A 17,904-nucleotide genomic window follows, 5' to 3' on the forward strand; every position below is an offset into this window, starting at 1 on the left:
GAGGTCTACCACCGCGGGGGCCTCACGTCCGAGCGGGAGCCCGGTAGACTCCCACCGTAAGAGCCCCTTGCACGGGGCTTGTCGCATGTCGTCAGGTGGTGCGCCTCCCATGCCCGCAGTCGTGATCGTCGGAGCCCAGTGGGGAGACGAGGGGAAGGGCAAGGCGACAGACCTGCTCGGTAGCCGCGTCGACTACGTCGTGAAGTTCAACGGCGGCAACAACGCCGGGCACACCGTGGTGATCGGCGAGGAGAAGTACGCGCTGCACCTCCTCCCGAGCGGCATCCTCACCCCGGGCTGCGTCCCGGTCATCGGCAACGGCGTCGTGGTGGACATCGGCGTCCTGTTCGAGGAGATCGACGGCCTCGAGGCCCGTGGCGTCGACACGTCGCAGCTCAAGGTGAGCGCGAGCGCGCACGTGATCCCGGAGTACAACAAGGTCCTCGACAAGGTGACCGAGCGCTTCCTCGGGTCGCGCAAGATCGGCACGACCGGGCGCGGCATCGGCCCGACGTACGCCGACAAGATGAACCGCCAGGGCATCCGCGTCCAGGACATCTTCGACGAGAAGATCCTCACCCAGAAGGTCGAGGGCGCGCTGGAGCTCAAGAACCAGCTGCTCACCAAGGTCTACAACCGCCGCGCGGTGACCGTCGACGAGGTCGTCGAGGACCTCCTGTCGTACGCCGACCGGCTCGCCCCGTTCGTCGCGGACACCACGCTGCTGCTCGACCGGGCGATCGCCGACGGCAAGATCGTGCTGCTCGAGGCCGGCCAGGCCACGATGCTCGACGTCGACCACGGGACCTACCCGTTCGTGACGTCGTCCTCGGCGACCGCCGGCGGTGCGGCGACCGGCTCCGGCATCGCACCGACCCGCATCGAGCGCGTGATCGGCATCGTCAAGGCCTACACGACACGTGTCGGCGAAGGACCGTTCCCGACGGAGCTCTTCGACGCCTCCGGCGACTTCCTGCGCGAGCAGGGTGGAGAGTTCGGCACGACGACCGGGCGCCCGCGGCGCTGCGGCTGGTACGACTCCGTGGTCGCGCGCTACTCCGCGCGGATCAACGGCGTCACCGACTTCGTCCTCACCAAGCTCGACGTCCTGACCGGGCTGGAGACGATCCCCGTGTGCGTCGCGTACGACGTCGACGGGGTGCGCCACGAGGAGATGCCGGTCAACCAGACGGACTTCCACCACGCCGTCCCGGTGTACGAGGAGCTGCCGGGCTGGTCGGAGGACATCTCGGGCGCGCGGTCGTTCGAGGACCTGCCGGCCAACGCGCAGGCGTACGTCCGTCGCGTCGAGGAGCTCTCCGGCGCGCGCATCTCCGTGGTCGGCGTCGGACCCGGCCGCGAGCAGGCCGTCGTCCGCCACGACCTCATCTGACCGCGGCGCGCCCGTGGCGGCCGGCGAGGAGGAGCACTCCGCCGGCTGCCGCGAGCGCCGCACCGAGCGCGGCCGCGGCGGCGGGCAGCCACGTCGGGATCCCGAGGTAGACCGTGATCCCGAGGATCCGTGAGAGCCCCCACGGCAGGAGCGCCATCTGGTCGTTCCAGACCGTCAGCGCCTGCTCGAGCCCGATCACGGCGACGAGGCCGCCGAGCACCACGAGCGGGACGCCGAGAGCCACGAGGAGCCGCCCTGTCGCGCCGGTGACCCGGAGTCCGTACCCGTGGCGCAGCACCAGCCAGGTGGCCACGAACAGCCAGCAGAACGCCGCGAAGGCGAGCGTGACGTACGCCGTGCGCGCGTCGGGGTCGGTCCAGAAGAGGAACCAGTAGCGTCCGGGGCCGCGGCGCGCGAGCGCCAGCAGCAGGACGACCGTCCGCAGGATCGCGACACCGCCGATCGCCGCCCACAGCGCGTACGGGTCGCGGCCGCGGACCAGGAGGCGCGCGGCGAGGGCGAAGAGCACCCACGCTCCGAGCGTCACCAGCAGGTGCGCCGGTGCGGCGAACCAGGTCAGCACCGCGCGGCTCGCGACCAGGAGCAGCGCGGGGAAGAGCCAGACGGCGACGCGGTCCGTCCGCGACGGCGCAGGCACGTCGCGCAGTCGCCAGGGAGCGACTACGCCGACGAGCAGCGCCCGCACGGCGGTGAGGCCGGGCACGGAGCGACGACGGAGGGTGAGCGCCGCCGCGACGACGAGGAGCACGAGGACGAGGAGCCCACGCGCCAGCAGCGCCATGCCGGGATCGCGGTCCGCGCGCTCGCTCCCGAGGTCGGCGGGAGTGAAGGAGTACGCCGGGAGGTCGAGGTCGTCCGCGTAGCGCGCGACGTGCTCGGCACGCGCGGCCTCGTACCTCTCCCGCGCCGCGTGCCAGGCGGTCCGCGCCCGCTCGCTCCCGGTGTCGAGCCACTGGACGTGCCGCAGGAAGGTCGCGCGGTAGGCGGCGAGGGTGCGGAACAGGTCCTCCTCGTACGCGAGGGTGTCCAGCAGCCGGGTCCTCAGGCCGGCGTCGCGCCACGTGGCGGCGTCGGTCCCCTCGACGAGCGTGCGCATCCGGGCGACGGTGCGCGTCGCCCGCTCGCCCTCCGCGACCGCCTCGTCGAGCCGCCCGCGGGAGATCGCGTAGATGCTGTCGAGCGACGCGCTGTCGCCGGTGACGAGGTCCCACTCGAAGATCCACATCATCGGCGGTGGCTCGAGGCCGAGCGCTTTCACGGAGCGGTCCGCGTACGGGCCGAGGTAGAGGCCGTCGGAGATCGCCGCGCGTGACAGCGCGAACGCCTCGCCGAGCGCGCGGACGGTCTCGGGGTCGGCGGAGAACGTCTGCCGGACCCAGTCGGCCGTCGCCTCGCCGGGTTCGGTGGTGGGGTCGAGCGCGAGGCGACCGGCCACGTACGCGTTGAGGTCGTACAGCTGCCAGAACCCGTCGCGCAGGTACAGCGAGCGGGGCCCGGCGTACAGCGGCCCGCCGATCTGCGTCCACGTCCACACGCCCTCGACCTGCGGGTTCGCGGCGAGGAACCGCTGCAGCGCCTCCTGCGTGACGGCACCGAGGTCGTTCGGGAGCGAGCCGAGGCCCTCGAACTCGCGTCGGGCCTGGAGCTCGACGATGCGCCGCTGCGGCCCGCGCTCGAGGGTCGCGTTGAGCGGCAGGTGGCTGTAGAAGTCGCCCGCGACGTACTTCGTCGAGACCACCAGGTGCGGGTCGTCGAGGTCGCCGAGCACCGCGTCGTACGAGTCCGGGTTGGTGTGGAGGTCGCCGACGGGACCGACGCCGACCGTCCAGCTGCGGAAGATGACGTCCCGGTCCGCGTCCCCGGCGACCTCGAGGAAGGCGCGCAGCATCGTGCGGACCGCTGCCGGAGTCGTGACGGCCAGCTCCGAGGAGTAGTCCCAGCCCTCCATCGCGTACGCCGAGCCGCCCTCGCCGACGCGGACCATCAGCCCGTCCGCGAACGGCATCGCGGCGAACAGCTCACGCAGGCCCGCCTGGTAGACCGTCCACGACGCGGGGTCCTCGACTCCGTCGCCGTGGGACTCCAGGTAGCGGGCGAGCGGTGGGGAGACGGCCAGCATGTCGGTCGAGAAGTAGACCTTCATGCCCTGGTCGTAGGCGTAGCGCCACACCGGGCCGAACGCCTCCACCATCGCCTCGGCGCGCTCCGGGTGCGTGTCGCCCACGGGGTAGACCTCGTGCCCGTCACCGACGTCGCGGAACGTCACGTACTCGAGGAAGCCCGGCACGACCACGCCGTTGTAGCCGAGGGCGAGGCTGTGGTCGACGAGGTCGCGGAACTGCGCGGCGATCTCCTCGACCGCCGCCGCGTCGACGTACGGGGCGTCGGGCAGGACCGCGGATCCGACGACGTCGGTGTTGAGCGTGTAGTCGTCACCGGCGGCGAAGCGCGCGGGATCGTCGTCGAACCCGACGGCACCGGTGTCGACGAGCCGGGTCGCGAGCCGCGGCGTGACCACGACACCGTCCTCCGCGTCCGGGAACACCGCTCGGCCGGACCGGACCCGGTCGGCGAGGACGCGGAGCGCGGTCGCGGCGCCGCCGGTCGTGGCCGCGTCGAGCCGCTGGCCGGCCGCGTCCGCCGTGATCCGGTACGCCTCGGGTCCCGTGTCGGTCAGGGCGTCCGCGTGGACGGTGACCGCCGCCTTCCCCGACACGGCTGCGAAGAGGTCGGTGGCCGCGACGAGCGAGGGCCGCGGTGCACCGGCGTCGTCGAGGGCGTCGGCGAGCGCGGTGGCAGCGGCGACGACGCGGGTGCTTCCCGGCGCGAACGCGATCACGTCGAGCCGCGGGGGAGCGATCGCGGCTCGCACAGGCGCGGCCTGCGGACCCTCCTGCGGGACGTCGGCAGCCTCGGAGGTGAGGCCGAGCGTGTCCGAGAGCAGGGACGCGACTCCTGCGCCGGCGGCCAGGAGCAGGACGACGACGAGGGCGAGGGCGGTGCGGCGCCGCCACGAGGGCGAAGGCCGTGCGGTGCCGCGTGGCATGGACGGATCCTAAGGACGCGGAGGCGCTCCCGTCCCGCTGATCCGGTAGCCGCCCCACGGGTTGCGCTCACCCAGCCGGCCGGAGACCTCGGGCCCGCCGGGGACACGGACGCCGATCGGCTTGCGCCCGACACGGGTCGCGATCGCGGTGAGGGCGTCGTCGGGCGCCAGCCGCCCGTGCCAGTGGAAGACACCGTCGATCGGCTGCAGCAGTCCCGACATCACGACCTGCGTCGCCACCACCTCGCCCGCCGCGACCAGCTCGAGCGGGCCGACGTAGGTGTCGTCGGGCGCGTGCGGGTCGGCGTCCGCCGGGGTCTCGCCGGGGGCCACAGCCGGGGTCACGGCCTGGCCGCCGGCACCTCGTCGAGCAGTCCGGCGCGCTTCCACAGCAGGCGGCCCGGACCGGTGATCATGTCGATCTCCTCGAGCGTCGCGCGGACCCGGCGGGCGGCCCAGGCGCGGGTCGCCCGGGCGTACGGGTTGCGGCGCGCAGCCTTCCACGCCGAGCGCCCGTCGAGACCGGCGTCGCGGTAGACGTGCGGGTGGATCAGGTGGACCGACGCGAGGTACGCGGAGGCGCCGATGACGAACTTGGACCACTCGCGGGTCGCCCATCCCTGGCCCTGGTACTCGATCGCGGCCTCCTCGCGGGCATAGCGCATGTGCCGCGCCTCCTCGACCACGTGCACGTGGGAGACACCACGCACCAACGGCTGCAGCGACGCATCGTCGCGCGCCTCCCGCTGGAGCTGGTCGAGCACCTCCTCGACGAACAGTGCGCCGGCGAAGCAGGTGGCGCCGTTCGACGTCGTCTTGAGGAAGCGTCCGCCCTCGTGCAGCGGGCGGAGGGGCCGGTAGTAGGGCGCGTCGAGCGTGGCGAGCAGCTTGCCGAACATCACCGAGTGACGCGTCTCGTCGCCGATCTCGGTGAAGCCGTACTGGACCGTCGCCGTACGCGGGTCGTCGTCGTAGATCCGGCGGACCATCATCTGCATCAGGATCGTCTCGAACCAGATCCCCATCGAGGCGATGCTCGCGAGCTCGAGGCGGCTCAGGTCGATCTGCTGGTCGCGCGACATCCGGTCCCACAGAGGGGTGCCGTAGAGCGACACACGGTGCGGCGGTGCGAAGAACTTGTCGTCCTCGAGCGGCGCGTCCCAGTCGAGGTCGACGAACGGGTCGTACGACAGAGCGGCCGAGGACTTGAGCAGGCGCTGGCCGGAGGCCTCGCGTCGGGCGGCGGTGCTCTGTGGATCGGGAGCGGTGAGTGTCATGGGTTCCCCTTCGGTCCCGAGCTGTGACGTGGATCGCATCAACAATGTAACACTGGCAGTGTCAGATTGCGATGCCCGGCGCACTGAAGGCGGCCACTAGGGTGGGGCCCCGTGAAGACCCTCGTCATCGGCACCGGCGGCCGTGAGCACGCCCTCGCGCTCGCTCTCTCCCGCGACCCGTCCGTCACCGAGGTGCACGCGGCGCCCGGCAACCCCGGCATCGAGCAGGTGGCGACCCTTCACGAGGTCGACCCGCTCGACGGCGCCGCGGTCGCGGACCTCGCAGTGGCGCTGGCTGCGGACCTCGTGGTCGTCGGCCCCGAGGCGCCGCTGGTGGCCGGCGTCGCGGACGCGGTCCGCGCTCGGGGCATCGCCGTGTTCGGGCCGTCGGGGGAGGCCGCACGGCTGGAGGGCTCGAAGGCCTTCGCCAAGCAGGTGATGGCGGCGGCCGAGGTGCCGACCGCGATGGCCCACGTGTGCACCACGCCCGAGGAGGTCGCGGCTGCGCTCGACGCGTTCGGTCCGCCGTACGTGGTCAAGGACGACGGGCTCGCCGCCGGCAAGGGCGTCGTCGTGACCGACGACCGGCAGGAGGCGCTCGACCATGCCGCCGGCTGCGAGCGGGTCGTGGTCGAGGAGTACCTCGACGGTCCCGAGGTCTCGCTGTTCGCCCTGTGCAGCTACAGCGAGGAGTCCGGTGCGACGGTCGTGCCGCTGCAGCCGGCGCAGGACTTCAAGCGGGCCTACGACGACGACGCAGGCCCGAACACCGGCGGCATGGGCGCCTACACGCCGCTGCCGTGGGCCCCGGACGACCTCGTCGAGGAGGTCACCCAGCGCGTGCTGCAGCCGACGGTGGACGAGATGGCGCAACGCGGCTCTCCGTTCTCCGGCCTTCTGTACGCAGGGTTGGCGTTGACCTCTCGGGGGCTGAGGGTCGTCGAGTTCAACGCGCGGTTCGGCGACCCGGAGACGCAGGCGCTCATGGCGCTGCTCCTGTCGCCGCTCGGCCCGCTGCTCCACGGTGCGGCCACGGGCACCCTGGACCAGGTCCCGGCACCGCGCTGGCGCGACGGCGCCGCGGTCACGGTCGTCGTCGCGGCGGAGGGCTACCCGGCCTCGCCGCGCAAGGGCGACGTGATCCACGGCGTCGAGGAGGCCGACGCGCTCGAGGGCGTCGACGTCATCCACGCCGGCACGGCCCGCAACGCCGACGGCGAGCTCGTCACGGCGGGCGGTCGCGTCCTCGCGGTCACCGCGTCCGGCGCGGACCTGGCGGAGGCGCGGCGGCGGGCGTACGAGGCGGTGGACCTCATCCGGATCGACGGCGGATTCTCGCGCCGCGACATCGCCGCGAAGGCCGCCGGCGCCTGATCCTCTCCCGGAACGGGCAGACTGGTCCGATGCCGATCACCGGAGAGTACGAGCCCAGCGCGTGGAAGATGTCCCGCGACCAGGTCGCGGGGTACGAGGCGTCCGCCGGGCGCACCCACAACACGATCGTCGGCAGGCCCGTCGTCATCGTCACCTACCGCGGTCACAAGACCGGGCTGGTGCGCAAGACGCCGGTCATGCGCGTGGAGCACGAGGGCGTCTACGCGATCGTCGCGTCGATCGGCGGACGTCCGCAGAACCCGCAGTGGTACGCCAGCGTGGTCGCCGACCCGCACGTGATGCTGCAGGACGGACCCGAGCCTCGGGACTACGTCGCGCGCGAGGTCCACGGGGACGAGAAGGCGCTCTGGTGGGCCCGTGCGGTCGAGGCCTACCCGTCGTACGCCGACTACCAGGAGAAGACCTCCCGCGAGATCCCGGTGCTCGTGCTGGAGGCACGCGACGGTGCTTGACTGAGCAGATGCCAGTCACCGGAGAGTACGAGCCGAGCCCGTCGGCCCGGGTGCGCAAGCACGTCGAGGAGATGGAGACGACCGGCGAGCCGACGAACACGCCGTTGGGCAGGCCGATCGTCGTCATGACGTTCCACAGCCGACGGTCCGACAAGGTGCACAAGACCGCCGTGATGAAGGTCGAGCACGAGGGGACCTACGCGCTCGTGGCGTCCAAGGGCGGGAGCCCGCAGCACCCCGAGTGGTACCACGCGCTCACCCAGCACCCGGAGATCGACCTGCAGGACGGGACGGAGAAGTACGCCCTGCGGATCCGCGAGGTCCACGGTGCCGAGCGGTCGCAGTGGTGGGCGCGCGCCGTGGAGGCGTACCCGCCGTACGCCGACTACCAGCGCAAGACCGACCGCGAGATCCCGGTCCTGCTCGCCGAGCCCGCCTAGCCCCAGCCCCGTCCCCTCCCCTCCCGTCCCCTCCCGTCCGCGTTGTGAAGGGTTGCGGTCGGAATCGGGATGCCGAATCGGGTCGCAACCCTTCACAACGGGGACGAGGCGGGGGCGGCGCTGGCGGCACCTGGGAGAATGGAGGACGTGACGACTCCGAACGTGCTCGCGCTCCGCTACGCCTCGCCCGAGATGGCCCGCCTCTGGTCGCCGGAGCACAAGATCGTGCTCGAGCGCCAGCTGTGGATCGCCGTGATGAGGGCGCAGCGCGACCTCGGCATCGAGACGCCGGACGGCGTCATCGAGGCGTACGAGGCTGTCGTCGACCAGGTGGACCTCGACTCGATCGCCGCGCGGGAGCGCGTGACGCGCCACGACGTGAAGGCGCGCATCGAGGAGTTCAACGCCCTCGCGGGTCACGAGCACATCCACAAGGGGATGACCTCGCGCGACCTGACCGAGAACGTCGAGCAGCTCCAGATCCGCTCCTCGTTGCTCCTCGTCCGCGACCGCGCCGTCGCGGCGCTGGCGCGGCTGGCCGAGCGCGCCGCGGAGTTCGAGGCCCAGGTGCTCACCGGTCGCAGCCACAACGTCGCGGCGCAGACGACGACGCTCGGCAAGCGGTTCGCCACGGTCGCCGACGAGATGCTGGTCGCCTACCAGCGGGTCGAGGACCTGATCGCCCGCTACCCGCTGCGCGGCATCAAGGGTCCGGTCGGCACCGCGCAGGACCAGCTCGATCTGCTGTCCGGGGACCGTGACGCGCTCGCGGCGCTCGAGGAGCGTGTCGCGGCGCACCTCGGCTTCGACAACGTGCTGACCTCGGTGGGCCAGGTCTATCCGCGCTCGCTCGACTTCGACGTGGTCAGTGCCCTCGTGCAGCTGGTGAGCGCCCCGTCGAACCTCGCGACCACGATCCGTCTCATGGCCGGCAACGAGCTCGTCACCGAAGGCTTCAAGCCGGGCCAGGTCGGGTCGTCGGCGATGCCGCACAAGATGAACTCGCGGTCGTCCGAGCGCGTCAACGGTCTTGCCGTCGTCCTGCGCGGCCACCTCTCGATGGTCTCGGAGCTGGCTGGCGACCAGTGGAACGAGGGCGACGTCTCGGACTCCGTCGTACGCCGGGTCGCGCTGCCGGACGCGTTCTACGCGACCGACGGCCTGTTCGAGACCTTCCTGACGGTGCTCGACGAGTTCGGCGCGTTCCCGGCGGTCATCGCGCGCGAGCTCGACCGCTACCTGCCGTTCCTCGCGACCACGAAGGTGCTGATGGCGGCGGTCCGCCACGGCGTCGGCCGCGAGGAGGCGCACGAGGCGATCAAGGAGCACGCGGTCGCCATCGCGCTCGAGATGCGCGAGAAGGGCTCGGCCGAGAACGAGCTGTTCGCGCGGCTCGGCGCCGACCCTCGCCTCGGGCTGACCGAGTCCGACCTCGCCACGCTGGTCGCCGAGCCGCTGACGTTCACCGGCGCCGCGGTCGCGCAGGTCGGCACGGTCGTCGGCCGGGTCAGCGAGCTCGCGGCGCAGCACCCCGAGGCGGCGTCGTACCGCCCCGGGGCCATCCTCTGACGCACCCGCACGCACGGACGACGAGGCATCCCGACCCCCTCGCGGTCGGGATGCCTCGTCGTGTCGGGAGCGCGTGCGTCAGCTGCTGGCGCGCATCGCCCGCGCGCCGACGAGCAGGCCGACCACGCAGGTGAGCGCGGCGGCGACCGCTCCGGCGACCGCGTCGCCGTCCCAGGTCCCGTCGATCAGCGCACGCTCGGCGTCCACGACGTACGTCAGCGGGTTCGCCTTCGACAGCACCTCCAGCCAGCGTGGCGCCCCCTCGAGCGGGAGGAGGATCCCGGCGAGCAGCATCAACGGGAACAGCAGGGTCTGCTGTACGCCCCAGAACGCCCACTGGTTCTCCTTGACGGCGAGCGCGAGGGCGTACGACAGAGCGCCGAGGCCGACGCAGAAGACCGCGAGCACGCCGAGCCCGACGACCAGTCCTGCCGGGTCGGGACGGAACCCGAACGGCACGGCCACGGCGACGATCACCAATGCCTGCACGATCGCCGGGACGATCTCCTTGAGCGCCCGGCCGACCATCAGCGACGAGCGCGACAGCGGACTGACGAGGGTGCGCTCGTGCGACCCGGTCTGCATCTCGAACTGCAGGTTTGCGCCGGTCGTCGACGTGCCGAAGAGCGACAGCATCACGATGACGCCCGGCACGAACCACTGCAGCGTGTCGGCGGTCGACTGTCCCGACGACGCGACGAGCAGCGGGGTGAAGAGCCCGAGGAAGAACAGCGGCTGGATGATCCCGAAGATCACCGAGAACGGGTCGCGGACCACCGGACGCAGCTCGCGGAGGAACACCAGGGCGGTGTCGTGGAACGAGCTGGTGGTCCGGGTTGCGGGCGCCGGCGCCGGCGAAGGGGTCGTACGGGTGGGGGTGTCGAGGGCGGTCATGCCGCCACCTCCTCGAGGATGTCGGTGCTGCTGCTGCTGGTGCCGCCTTCGCGCAGGCTGCGGCCGGTGAGGGAGAGGAAGACGTCGTCCAGGGTCGGGCGCGCGACCTCGACGGTCGCGGGGGACACCCCGACCGCGGCGTAGTCGCGGAGCATGTCGGTCACCAGACCGGCACCGCCGGCGACCTGGACGTCGACCGCGGTCCCGTCCTGCACGACCTGCGCCGTCGGGTGCGCAGCCGCTGCCCGTTCCGCCGCCCGTCCGGCGTCTCCCGGCGTGGCGAAGGTGAGCGCGATGCGGTCCCCGGCGTGGTTCGCCTTGAGCGCGGCGGGGGTGTCGTCCGCGACGACCCGGCCGTGGTCGACGACCACGATCCGTTCGGCCAGCGCGTCGGCCTCGTCGAGGTAGTGCGTCGTCAGCACGACCGTCGCGCCGTGCCGGCGTCGGAGGTCGACCACGTGCTCCTGGAGGTTCGCGCGGTTCTGCGGGTCGAGGCCGGTCGACGGCTCGTCGAGGAAGAGCAGGCCCGGCGCGTGGATCAGGCCCATCGCGATGTCGAGCCGGCGCCGCTGCCCGCCCGAGAGCGTCATGACCTTCTGCGTCGCCTGGTCGGTCAGGCCGAGCGACTCGAGCAGCTCGTGCGCACGGGTGCGCGCCTCGGTGCGCGACAGCCCGTACGAACGCCCGCTCACCACGATCTCGTCGATCGCCCGCTGCGCGTGCGCGGCGCTGTTGCCCTGGCCGATGTAGCCGATGGCGCGGCGGACGGCCCGCGGGTCGGCGGTGACGTCGTGGCCGGCGACGCGTGCGGTGCCGGAGGTCGGTGCGAGCAGCGTCGTGAGCATCCGCAGCGTGGTCGACTTGCCGGCACCGTTCGGCCCGAGCAGCGCCACCATCTCGCCCGCCGCGATGTGGAGGTCGAGGTCCTTGACCGCGGTCACGGTCTTCTTTCCGGTACGGAACTCCTTGGTGAGTCCCCGGGTCTCGATCATCGTGTCCATGGCTCCACGCTCTCGTGGCTTGCGGTCAGGTTCTGACCTGATTCACGGTCTAGCCTGAGAAACATGGCTGGATCGAGCGAACGCATGCTGCGCCTGCTGTCCCTCCTGCAGACGCACCGCTACTGGACGGGTCCGGAGCTGGCGGACAGGCTCGACGTCAGCGAGCGCACCCTGCGCCGCGACGTCGACCGGCTCCGCGGGCTCGGCTACCCGGTGGAGGCGACGCGCGGGGCCGCCGGCGGCTACCAGCTCCAGGCCGGCGCGTCGCTGCCCCCGCTGCTGGTCGCCGACGACGAGGCGGTCGCGATCGCGGTCGGGCTCCAGGCGTCCGCAGGGACCGGGGCCGCGGGGCTCGACGACGCCGCCGTCCGCGCGCTGAGCAAGATCGTCCAGGTGATGCCACCACGGCTGCGGCGACGGGTGAAGGCGCTGCAGGACTTCACCGACCGCGGTCCGATGGGAGGCCCGCAGGTCGACGCGGTGGTGCTGTCCGTCCTCGCGCAGACGTGCCGCGACGCCGAGCGTCTCGAGCTCGTCTACCGCCGAGCCGACGGCGAGCGCGGGCGGCGTACGGTCGAGCCGCACCGCCTCGTCTCGCTCGGACGGCGGTGGTACCTCGTCGCGTACGACCTCGGCCGGGGCGACTGGCGCAGCTTCCGCGTCGACCGGATGACCGAGCCGCGGCCGACCGGGGCTCGCTTCCGCCCGCGAGACCTGCCCGCCCCGGACGCCGCGACGTTCGTGAGCGAGTCGATCGCGTCGCTGTCGCCGACGACGGACGTGTCGTTCGTCGTGCACGCGCCGGCGCCCGAGGTGGGGCGCGTCGTCCGCTGGTACGGGACGGTCGAGCCGGCCGGCGACGGCCGGTGCCGGGTCGCGATGTCGGTGGACAGCTTCGACTGGGTCGTCCTCGTGCTCGCGTCGGTCGGCGCGCCGTACGAGCAGGTCGAGCCGCCGGCCCTCGTCGAGCACCTCCGTCGTACGGGTGCGCTGCTGGCCGGCGCGTGACGCGGGGCTATCCGCGGCGCTGCTGCTGCTTCTCCGCCGTCGCCTCCTGCAGGCGCTCGGTGTAGGACCGCGTGTCGCCGACGGCGTTGATCGCCCGCCACAGCGACCACGCCGCGACGACCACCGCGAGGCCCACGGCCCATCCGGTGGACGCGCCGAGGGCCAGCGCGAGCGACCCGAGGACGGCGGCGTCCGGGCCGCGCACCACGGCGCCGACCGCGCCCGGAGGCAGCGCGCCCATCGGGCTGGTCACCAGCGGACCGTCGAACCGCGGCGGCGCGGACGCGGCCGAGCGGACGATCCCGCTCCAGATCGCCAACGTGAGCACGACGGCCTCCACGACCGAGCCGCCCGGCAGGAGCAGCGTCACGACCACCGCCCACACGGCGGCCACGGCGCCGCCGGGCAGGGCGAGACCGACGAGGAGCGCGAGGTCGTCGACACCGAGCGCCCTCCGCAGGCCCGGCGAGCGCCAGACGATCCGCAGGGACGCGGTCGTCCACCGGGTCGCCGCGTAGCCGACCAGGGCCGCGAGGAGGACGGCGAGCGAGCCCAGGCCGATCGCGGCGCCGACCTGCGCGACGACGGCGCCCGCCGCCAGACCGAGCAGGCGCCGCGGGGACCGTGCGAGGCGCATCGCCTCGCGCACGACGACGGCCCCGAACCCGCGTCCGAGGCCACGCCACGAGCGTCGCGCGCCGAGCAGGCGGAACCGGCGTGCGGTGAGGACCTCGCCGACCAGCGACAGGTCGAGCCCGTACGCGGCGCCCGTCAGGCCGGCGACGAGCGCTCCGCCCGGCTCCACGTCGGCTCGCGTGAGCCGCCCGATCCTCGGCGTGGCCAGCACCACGGCCACGAGGCCGACACCGACCAGCACCCCCGCGATCGCGACCGCGTGCGTCGCGCCGCCGGCCAGCTCCCAGGAGATTCCGGAGGCGACGGCGGCCGCGAGCACAACCGCGCCGGTGAGGAGCACGTCGCCGACGATCCCCACGGCCCGCCGGGCGCCGGGGTGCGGCTGTGCCGCGGTCGCGAGCGCGGTGGCCAGCAGCCCCGCGCCGACCGCGCCCACGAGCACCGCCACGACGACCGTCGGCGACGCGGTCGTACCGGACATCGCGACGCCGGGGAACGCGACGCACGCCGCCACGGCCACGCCGAGCGCAGCGGCGTACGGACGACGGAGCAGCCCGCCCCGGGCGACCGGGCTCGCGAGCACCCACTGGGCCGACGCGCCGCTGCTGACGACGGGGCCGATCGAGGCCAGCGCGTGGAGGACCGCGCCGATCGTTCCGACGGCGACCACGACGGGGAGCTCCTCGCGGACGACACCGCACCCCTCGGTCGGACACCCGAGCAGCTCGTGGTGCACCTGGGCGAGCGCGGCGCCGACGACGACGCCGAGCATCAGCAGGGAGAAGATCGCGACGTACGCGTCCTCCGCCACCTGGAGCCACGTGCGGTTGGCGTGCGCGCGCCGCGCCCGCGTGAGCCTGCGGCGCAGCGCGCGGGGGCTCGGGACGGGCGCGGCCTCCACGACCGGCGCGGTGCCGCTCACGCGCCGAGCTCGAGCACGTCGTCGCCGACGGCAGCAGCGAGGTCCGGGTCGTGGGTGGCCATCACGATCGCGGCGCCGGCGCGCTTGTCGGCCGCCAGGCGCTCGGCGAGCCACGCCTGCCCGTCGGTGTCGAGGCGCTGCTCGGGCTCGTCGAGGACGAGCAGCCGGTACGGCCGGACGAACGCGGTCGCGAGCGCCAGGCGCTGCCGCTGGCCGGACGAGAGGGTCGCTGGGAACTGGTCGCGCACGTCGCTGATCCCGACCGCGTCCAGCACCTCCTCCGCCTGCTCGGCCGGCTGGCCGTGCGCCCGGGCGAGTAGGTCGAGGTGCTCGAGGACCGTGAGGTCGGGGAAGAAGTCCAGGTCGCCGAGCACGGTCGCCACGTCGGCGCGGAAGCGTGGGTCGGACTCGTCCACGCGGCGCCCGTCGTACGTGACGGTGCCCGAGGTCGGCCGCTCGCCGACCAGGCACCGCAGGAGCGTGGTCTTGCCGGAGCCGTTCGGACCCCGCAGCACCAGGCAGCGTCCGGCGCGGACGTGGAACGTCAGGTGGTCGAAGACGACGCGATGCCCGTAGGCGTGCTCGAGGTCGGTGACCGAGACCAGGGACGGGGGCGTCTTCTTCGACTTGCGGCTCACCGCGTCAGTCTGCCATCGCGGGGCGAACGGCCGCGCCGTCCGTCAGGCCCTCGACACCCGCGGACCGGAATGGCAAGGTAAGCGGACGCTTAGTCCCGACGTCCCTTCGTGAGGAGACCCCATGGCCGAGATCCACGGCACCTTCGACGACCGGTTCCAGCCTCTCGTCGACGAGCTCGCCCGCAGGGTCGACGTCGGCGACGAGGTGGGAGCGTCCCTCGCCGTGGTGCAGGACGGGCGCATGGTCGTCGACGTCTGGGCCGGCCACGCCGACGCCGAGCGGACGACCCCGTGGCGCGAGGACACCGTCACCAACGTCTGGTCCTGCACGAAGACCGTGACGGCCCTCGCCGCGCTGGTCCTCCACGACCGCGGTCTGATCGACGTGCACGAGAAGGTGGCGACGTACTGGCCGGAGTTCGCCGCTCGCGGCAAGGGCGGGGTCGAGGTCCGGCACCTCCTGTCCCACACGTCCGGTGTCCCGGCGCTCGAGCAGCCCGCCGTGGCCGAGGACCTGTACGACGCGGAGGCGGCCGCGGCGCGGTTCGCCAGCCAGGAGCCGTGGTGGGAGCCCGGCACCGCGTCGGGCTACCACGCGATCAACTACGGCCACCTCGTCGGCGAGGTGGTGCGGCGCGTGACGGGCCAGTCGCTGAAGGAGTTCGTGGCCGCCGAGATCGCGGGTCCGGTCGGCGCCGACTTCACGATCGGCCTCCCGCTCGAGGCGTACGACCGGGTGAGCGCGATCGTCCCGCCGACCGCGTTCGAGATGCCGCCGGGGATCGAGCCGGGGCCGCTCGCGCTGCGCACGCTGGGCGGGCCGCCGCTGCACGCGACCTTCGCGCTCACCGACGCTTGGCGCGCGGCCGACATCGGAGGTGCGAACGGCCACGGCAACGCGCGGTCGCTGGCCCGGATCCAGTCCGCGCTCAGCCACGACGGCGTCGCGATCGGGGGTCACAAGCTGCTGTCGCCGGAGACGATCGACCTCGTCTTCGACGAGCAGGCCACCGGGCCCGACCTCGTGCTCGGTGCTCCGTTGCGGTGGGGCATCGGCTACGCGCTGGTCGACCCGGCGACGCAGGCGTACCTCCCGCAGGGTCGGATCTGTCACTGGGGCGGCTGGGGAGGCTCGTACGTCGTCAACGACCTCGACCGCCGGCTCACTGCGACGTACGTGATGAACCGGATGGGCAACGGCCTGCTCGGGTCGCGCCGTGGCGAGGGCTATCTGCGCACGCTGTACTCCTGCGTCGACGCGTGAGCCTCAGGCGCCGAGGAGCTTGCGGAGCAGGCTGACCAGCCGGTCGCGCTCGGCGTCGGAGAGGCGCGCGGTGACCTCGTCCTGGGCGTCCGCGACCGCGCCGTCGAGCGTGCGCAGGCGGGTCCGTCCGGCCTTGGTCAGCGCGATCCGGTTGCGCCGACGGTCGGCGGGGTCGGGCTCGCGTACGACCATCCCCTGCTCGGCCAGCCGGTCGAGCAGGCGGACCATGTCGCTGCGGTCCAGCCCGACGGTGTCGCTCAGACCGGCCTGGCTGAGCGGTCCCGACTCGTCGAGGGCGGTGAGCACCGCGAACTCGGTGCGGTGCGCCCCGGTCGACGCCAGCGCCGCCGCCACGGTGCGGCCGCTCGCGGTCGCCGCCTGGGCGAGCAGCCAGCTGGGCAGCGAGGTCATGCGTCGGGGTGCCCGGGCGATCTCCATGGCGACATCGTAGGGGTGGTCGTGGGTTGCGCAAACAATGGGTAATCCCTATCGTGGGGATCACCAACAAACATTCCGCGAGTGAAGGTGGACCCCATGAGCCCCACGACCGATCGTTCCGTCACCGACGACCGCTCCGCGCTGATCGACCTCGTCTCGAGGCTCGGCCGGTGCCTCGACACCGGCGACTTCGAGGGCATCCGTGACGTCTTCGCTCCCGACGGGCGCGTCGTCACCCTCGGCGGCACCGCGCAAGGGCACGACGCCCTCGTGGCCCAGGCCGCCCGACGACACTCCGACGGCGTCGTCTGGCACAGCGTGACCGGCCACGTCGTCGACGTCGACGGAGACGCCGCCACTATTCGGGCGAACCTCCTCGTCGCGTTCGCGGCGGACCACGCCGACCCCGCGCCGTTCCTGCTCGGCGAGGTCTACGCCTTCGAGGCGCGGCGGACCGCGCAGGGGTGGCGGCTCACCCGGATGACCGCGACGCCGGCGTGGTCGCTGAACAGCAGGGTGCCCGCAGCGTGAGGACCGTCGCGACGGCCTCATCTAGGCTTGGCCCGTGAGCGCGCCGTACGACGTCCCCGGAGCAACCCACGTCTACTCGGGCAAGGTCCGTGACCTCTACGAGGTGGAGTCCGGCAACCTCCTGATGGTCGCCAGCGACCGGATCTCGGCGTACGACCACGCGCTCGACCCCCCGATCCCCGACAAAGGCGAGATCCTCACCCGGATGTCGCTGTGGTGGTTCGACCAGCTCGCCGACGTCGCGCCCAACCACGTGGTGTCGACCGACGTCCCCGACGTCGTCGCCGGCCGGGCGATCGAGGTCGAGCGGCTCGAGATGGTGCAGGTCGAGTGCATCGCGCGCGGCTACCTGACCGGCTCGGGCCTGCTCGACTACCGCGCGACCGGCGTCGTCTCCGGGATCACGCTGCCCGAGGGGCTCACCGACGGCTCGAAGCTGCCGGAGCCGATCTTCACGCCGAGCACGAAGGCGGCCTACGGGGGCCACGACGAGCCGATCTCGTACGCCCAGGTGGCCGAGCAGGTCGGGGAGGAGCTGGCGGCGCGGCTGCGGGACCTGACGCTCGAGGTGTACGCCCGAGGCGAGGCGATCGCGCGCGAGAAGGGCATCGTCGTCGCCGACACCAAGATCGAGATCGGGCTGCGCCCCGACGGCACCCTCGTCCTCGCCGACGAGCTGCTGACGCCGGACTCGTCGCGCTTCTGGCCCGCCGACCAGTGGGAGCCCGGCCACGCGCAGCCGTCGTACGACAAGCAGTTCGTCCGCGACTGGCTCACCTCGCCGGCCTCGGGGTGGGACCGCGCCGGCGACGCCCCGCCGCCGCGGCTGCCCGACGACATCGTCGAGAAGACGCGGGCCCGCTACGTCGAGGCGTACGAGACGCTGACCGGCCAACGCTTCTGACGCCGCTGCCCGGCTCGGCGCCTCCATGCCTGTGGAAGCAGGCGCGGGGCGCGAAGGCTGTGCACGACGATCGCG

The 17,904-nt window shown here is 72.9% G+C and carries 17 protein-coding genes; 9 read left to right on the top strand and 8 right to left on the bottom strand.

Annotated features, from left to right (window positions below; all coding sequences use genetic code 11):
- The first annotated feature begins 109 nt into the window (after positions 1-109).
- Positions 110-1,393 carry an adenylosuccinate synthase gene (locus tag ACQSSQ_RS00785; protein ID WP_431325123.1) on the top strand — a complete coding sequence of 428 codons (1,284 nt, stop codon included), beginning with the start codon at positions 110-112 and terminating at the stop codon, positions 1,391-1,393.
- On the opposite strand, the gene ACQSSQ_RS00790 is transcribed toward ACQSSQ_RS00785, so the two are convergent.
- The 3 genes from ACQSSQ_RS00790 to ACQSSQ_RS00800 are packed head-to-tail and all read right to left on the bottom strand — an operon-like array spanning position 1,386 to position 5,737.
- The gene (locus ACQSSQ_RS00790; RefSeq protein WP_431325124.1) at positions 1,386-4,460 is read right to left on the bottom strand and encodes a hypothetical protein; all 3,075 of its coding nucleotides are present in this window, start codon (positions 4,458-4,460) and stop codon (positions 1,386-1,388) included. The two genes, ACQSSQ_RS00785 and ACQSSQ_RS00790, sit on opposite strands and share 8 nt — an antisense overlap.
- A 9-nt stretch (positions 4,461-4,469) precedes the next feature.
- Positions 4,470-4,805: a DUF4873 domain-containing protein gene (locus ACQSSQ_RS00795; protein WP_431325125.1), complete on the bottom strand. Its 336-nt coding sequence runs from the start codon at positions 4,803-4,805 to the stop codon at positions 4,470-4,472.
- Positions 4,802-5,737 (bottom strand): AurF N-oxygenase family protein, encoded by a 936-nt coding sequence (locus ACQSSQ_RS00800; RefSeq protein WP_431325126.1) that lies wholly within the window; start codon positions 5,735-5,737, stop codon positions 4,802-4,804. The genes ACQSSQ_RS00795 and ACQSSQ_RS00800 overlap by 4 nt, the downstream gene beginning before the upstream one ends.
- 111 nt (positions 5,738-5,848) lie before the next feature.
- On the opposite strand from ACQSSQ_RS00800, the gene purD reads away from it, so the two are divergent.
- The 4 genes from purD to purB all read left to right on the top strand — a co-directional run bounded on the left by purD (position 5,849) and on the right by purB (position 9,593).
- A complete protein-coding gene (gene purD / locus ACQSSQ_RS00805) occupies positions 5,849-7,111 on the top strand; it encodes a phosphoribosylamine--glycine ligase (RefSeq protein ID WP_431325127.1) in 1,263 nt (420 codons plus the stop codon).
- Positions 7,112-7,140: 29 nt separating this feature from the next.
- On the top strand, positions 7,141-7,584 hold the full coding sequence (locus ACQSSQ_RS00810; RefSeq protein WP_431325128.1) for a nitroreductase family deazaflavin-dependent oxidoreductase: 444 nt from the start codon (positions 7,141-7,143) through the stop codon (positions 7,582-7,584).
- An 8-nt stretch (positions 7,585-7,592) separates the two neighbouring features.
- Complete coding sequence (locus tag ACQSSQ_RS00815; RefSeq protein WP_431325129.1) at positions 7,593-8,024, top strand: nitroreductase family deazaflavin-dependent oxidoreductase; 432 nt, start codon at positions 7,593-7,595, stop codon at positions 8,022-8,024.
- A 138-nt stretch (positions 8,025-8,162) separates the two neighbouring features.
- Positions 8,163-9,593, top strand: a complete 1,431-nt coding sequence (gene purB, locus ACQSSQ_RS00820) for an adenylosuccinate lyase (protein ID WP_431325130.1) — start codon at positions 8,163-8,165, stop codon at positions 9,591-9,593.
- A 78-nt stretch (positions 9,594-9,671) separates the two neighbouring features.
- Here the strand turns inward: purB and ACQSSQ_RS00825 are convergent, their stop codons facing one another.
- Both ACQSSQ_RS00825 and ACQSSQ_RS00830 read right to left on the bottom strand, forming a co-directional pair.
- Entirely contained in the window at positions 9,672-10,487 is an 816-nt protein-coding gene (locus tag ACQSSQ_RS00825) for an ABC transporter permease (RefSeq protein WP_431325131.1), read from the bottom strand.
- Entirely contained in the window at positions 10,484-11,488 is a 1,005-nt protein-coding gene (locus ACQSSQ_RS00830) for an ABC transporter ATP-binding protein (protein WP_431325132.1), read from the bottom strand. The genes ACQSSQ_RS00825 and ACQSSQ_RS00830 overlap by 4 nt, the downstream gene beginning before the upstream one ends.
- A 63-nt stretch (positions 11,489-11,551) precedes the next feature.
- Here ACQSSQ_RS00830 and ACQSSQ_RS00835 point away from each other — a divergent pair, with 63 nt between their 5' ends.
- Entirely contained in the window at positions 11,552-12,496 is a 945-nt protein-coding gene (locus tag ACQSSQ_RS00835) for a helix-turn-helix transcriptional regulator (protein WP_431325133.1), read from the top strand.
- 7 nt (positions 12,497-12,503) lie between these two features.
- Here the strand turns inward: ACQSSQ_RS00835 and ACQSSQ_RS00840 are convergent, their stop codons facing one another.
- Positions 12,504-14,054 (bottom strand): DUF6297 family protein, encoded by a 1,551-nt coding sequence (locus ACQSSQ_RS00840; RefSeq protein WP_431325134.1) that lies wholly within the window; start codon positions 14,052-14,054, stop codon positions 12,504-12,506.
- Positions 14,051-14,692, bottom strand: a complete 642-nt coding sequence (gene ccmA, locus ACQSSQ_RS00845) for a heme ABC exporter ATP-binding protein CcmA (protein WP_431325135.1) — start codon at positions 14,690-14,692, stop codon at positions 14,051-14,053. The genes ACQSSQ_RS00840 and ccmA overlap by 4 nt, the downstream gene beginning before the upstream one ends.
- Before the next feature lie 121 nt (positions 14,693-14,813).
- Here ccmA and ACQSSQ_RS00850 point away from each other — a divergent pair, with 121 nt between their 5' ends.
- A complete protein-coding gene (locus ACQSSQ_RS00850; RefSeq protein WP_431325136.1) occupies positions 14,814-15,956 on the top strand; it encodes a serine hydrolase domain-containing protein in 1,143 nt (380 codons plus the stop codon).
- Between the two features lie 3 nt (positions 15,957-15,959).
- On the opposite strand, the gene ACQSSQ_RS00855 is transcribed toward ACQSSQ_RS00850, so the two are convergent.
- Positions 15,960-16,394 (bottom strand): MarR family winged helix-turn-helix transcriptional regulator, encoded by a 435-nt coding sequence (locus tag ACQSSQ_RS00855; RefSeq protein WP_431325137.1) that lies wholly within the window; start codon positions 16,392-16,394, stop codon positions 15,960-15,962.
- Positions 16,395-16,490: 96 nt separating this feature from the next.
- Between ACQSSQ_RS00855 and ACQSSQ_RS00860 the strand changes: the two genes are divergently transcribed.
- Positions 16,491-16,925, top strand: a complete 435-nt coding sequence (locus ACQSSQ_RS00860) for a nuclear transport factor 2 family protein (protein ID WP_431325138.1) — start codon at positions 16,491-16,493, stop codon at positions 16,923-16,925.
- 34 nt (positions 16,926-16,959) lie between these two features.
- The gene (locus ACQSSQ_RS00865) at positions 16,960-17,829 is read left to right on the top strand and encodes a phosphoribosylaminoimidazolesuccinocarboxamide synthase (protein WP_431325139.1); all 870 of its coding nucleotides are present in this window, start codon (positions 16,960-16,962) and stop codon (positions 17,827-17,829) included.
- The last annotated feature ends 75 nt before the right edge of the window (positions 17,830-17,904 follow it).

The organism is Mumia spirodelae, assembly GCF_050632745.1.
Classification (GTDB): Bacteria; Actinomycetota; Actinomycetes; order Propionibacteriales; family Nocardioidaceae; genus Mumia.

Excerpts from the sequence above, each read along its gene's own strand:
- ACQSSQ_RS00785 (WP_431325123.1), top strand. The coding sequence starts at position 110 with ATGCCCGCAGTCGTGATCGTCGGAGCCCAGTGGGGAGACGAGGGGAAG.
- ACQSSQ_RS00790 (WP_431325124.1), bottom strand. The coding sequence starts at position 4,460 with ATGCCACGCGGCACCGCACGGCCTTCGCCCTCGTGGCGGCGCCGCACC.
- ACQSSQ_RS00800 (WP_431325126.1), bottom strand. The coding sequence starts at position 5,737 with ATGACACTCACCGCTCCCGATCCACAGAGCACCGCCGCCCGACGCGAG.
- ACQSSQ_RS00810 (WP_431325128.1), top strand. The coding sequence starts at position 7,141 with ATGCCGATCACCGGAGAGTACGAGCCCAGCGCGTGGAAGATGTCCCGC.
- ACQSSQ_RS00815 (WP_431325129.1), top strand. The coding sequence starts at position 7,593 with ATGCCAGTCACCGGAGAGTACGAGCCGAGCCCGTCGGCCCGGGTGCGC.
- purB (WP_431325130.1), top strand. The coding sequence starts at position 8,163 with ATGGAGGACGTGACGACTCCGAACGTGCTCGCGCTCCGCTACGCCTCG.
- ACQSSQ_RS00825 (WP_431325131.1), bottom strand. The coding sequence starts at position 10,487 with ATGACCGCCCTCGACACCCCCACCCGTACGACCCCTTCGCCGGCGCCG.
- ACQSSQ_RS00830 (WP_431325132.1), bottom strand. The coding sequence starts at position 11,488 with ATGGACACGATGATCGAGACCCGGGGACTCACCAAGGAGTTCCGTACC.
- ACQSSQ_RS00835 (WP_431325133.1), top strand. The coding sequence starts at position 11,552 with ATGGCTGGATCGAGCGAACGCATGCTGCGCCTGCTGTCCCTCCTGCAG.
- ACQSSQ_RS00850 (WP_431325136.1), top strand. The coding sequence starts at position 14,814 with ATGGCCGAGATCCACGGCACCTTCGACGACCGGTTCCAGCCTCTCGTC.
- ACQSSQ_RS00855 (WP_431325137.1), bottom strand. The coding sequence starts at position 16,394 with ATGGAGATCGCCCGGGCACCCCGACGCATGACCTCGCTGCCCAGCTGG.
- ACQSSQ_RS00860 (WP_431325138.1), top strand. The coding sequence starts at position 16,491 with ATGAGCCCCACGACCGATCGTTCCGTCACCGACGACCGCTCCGCGCTG.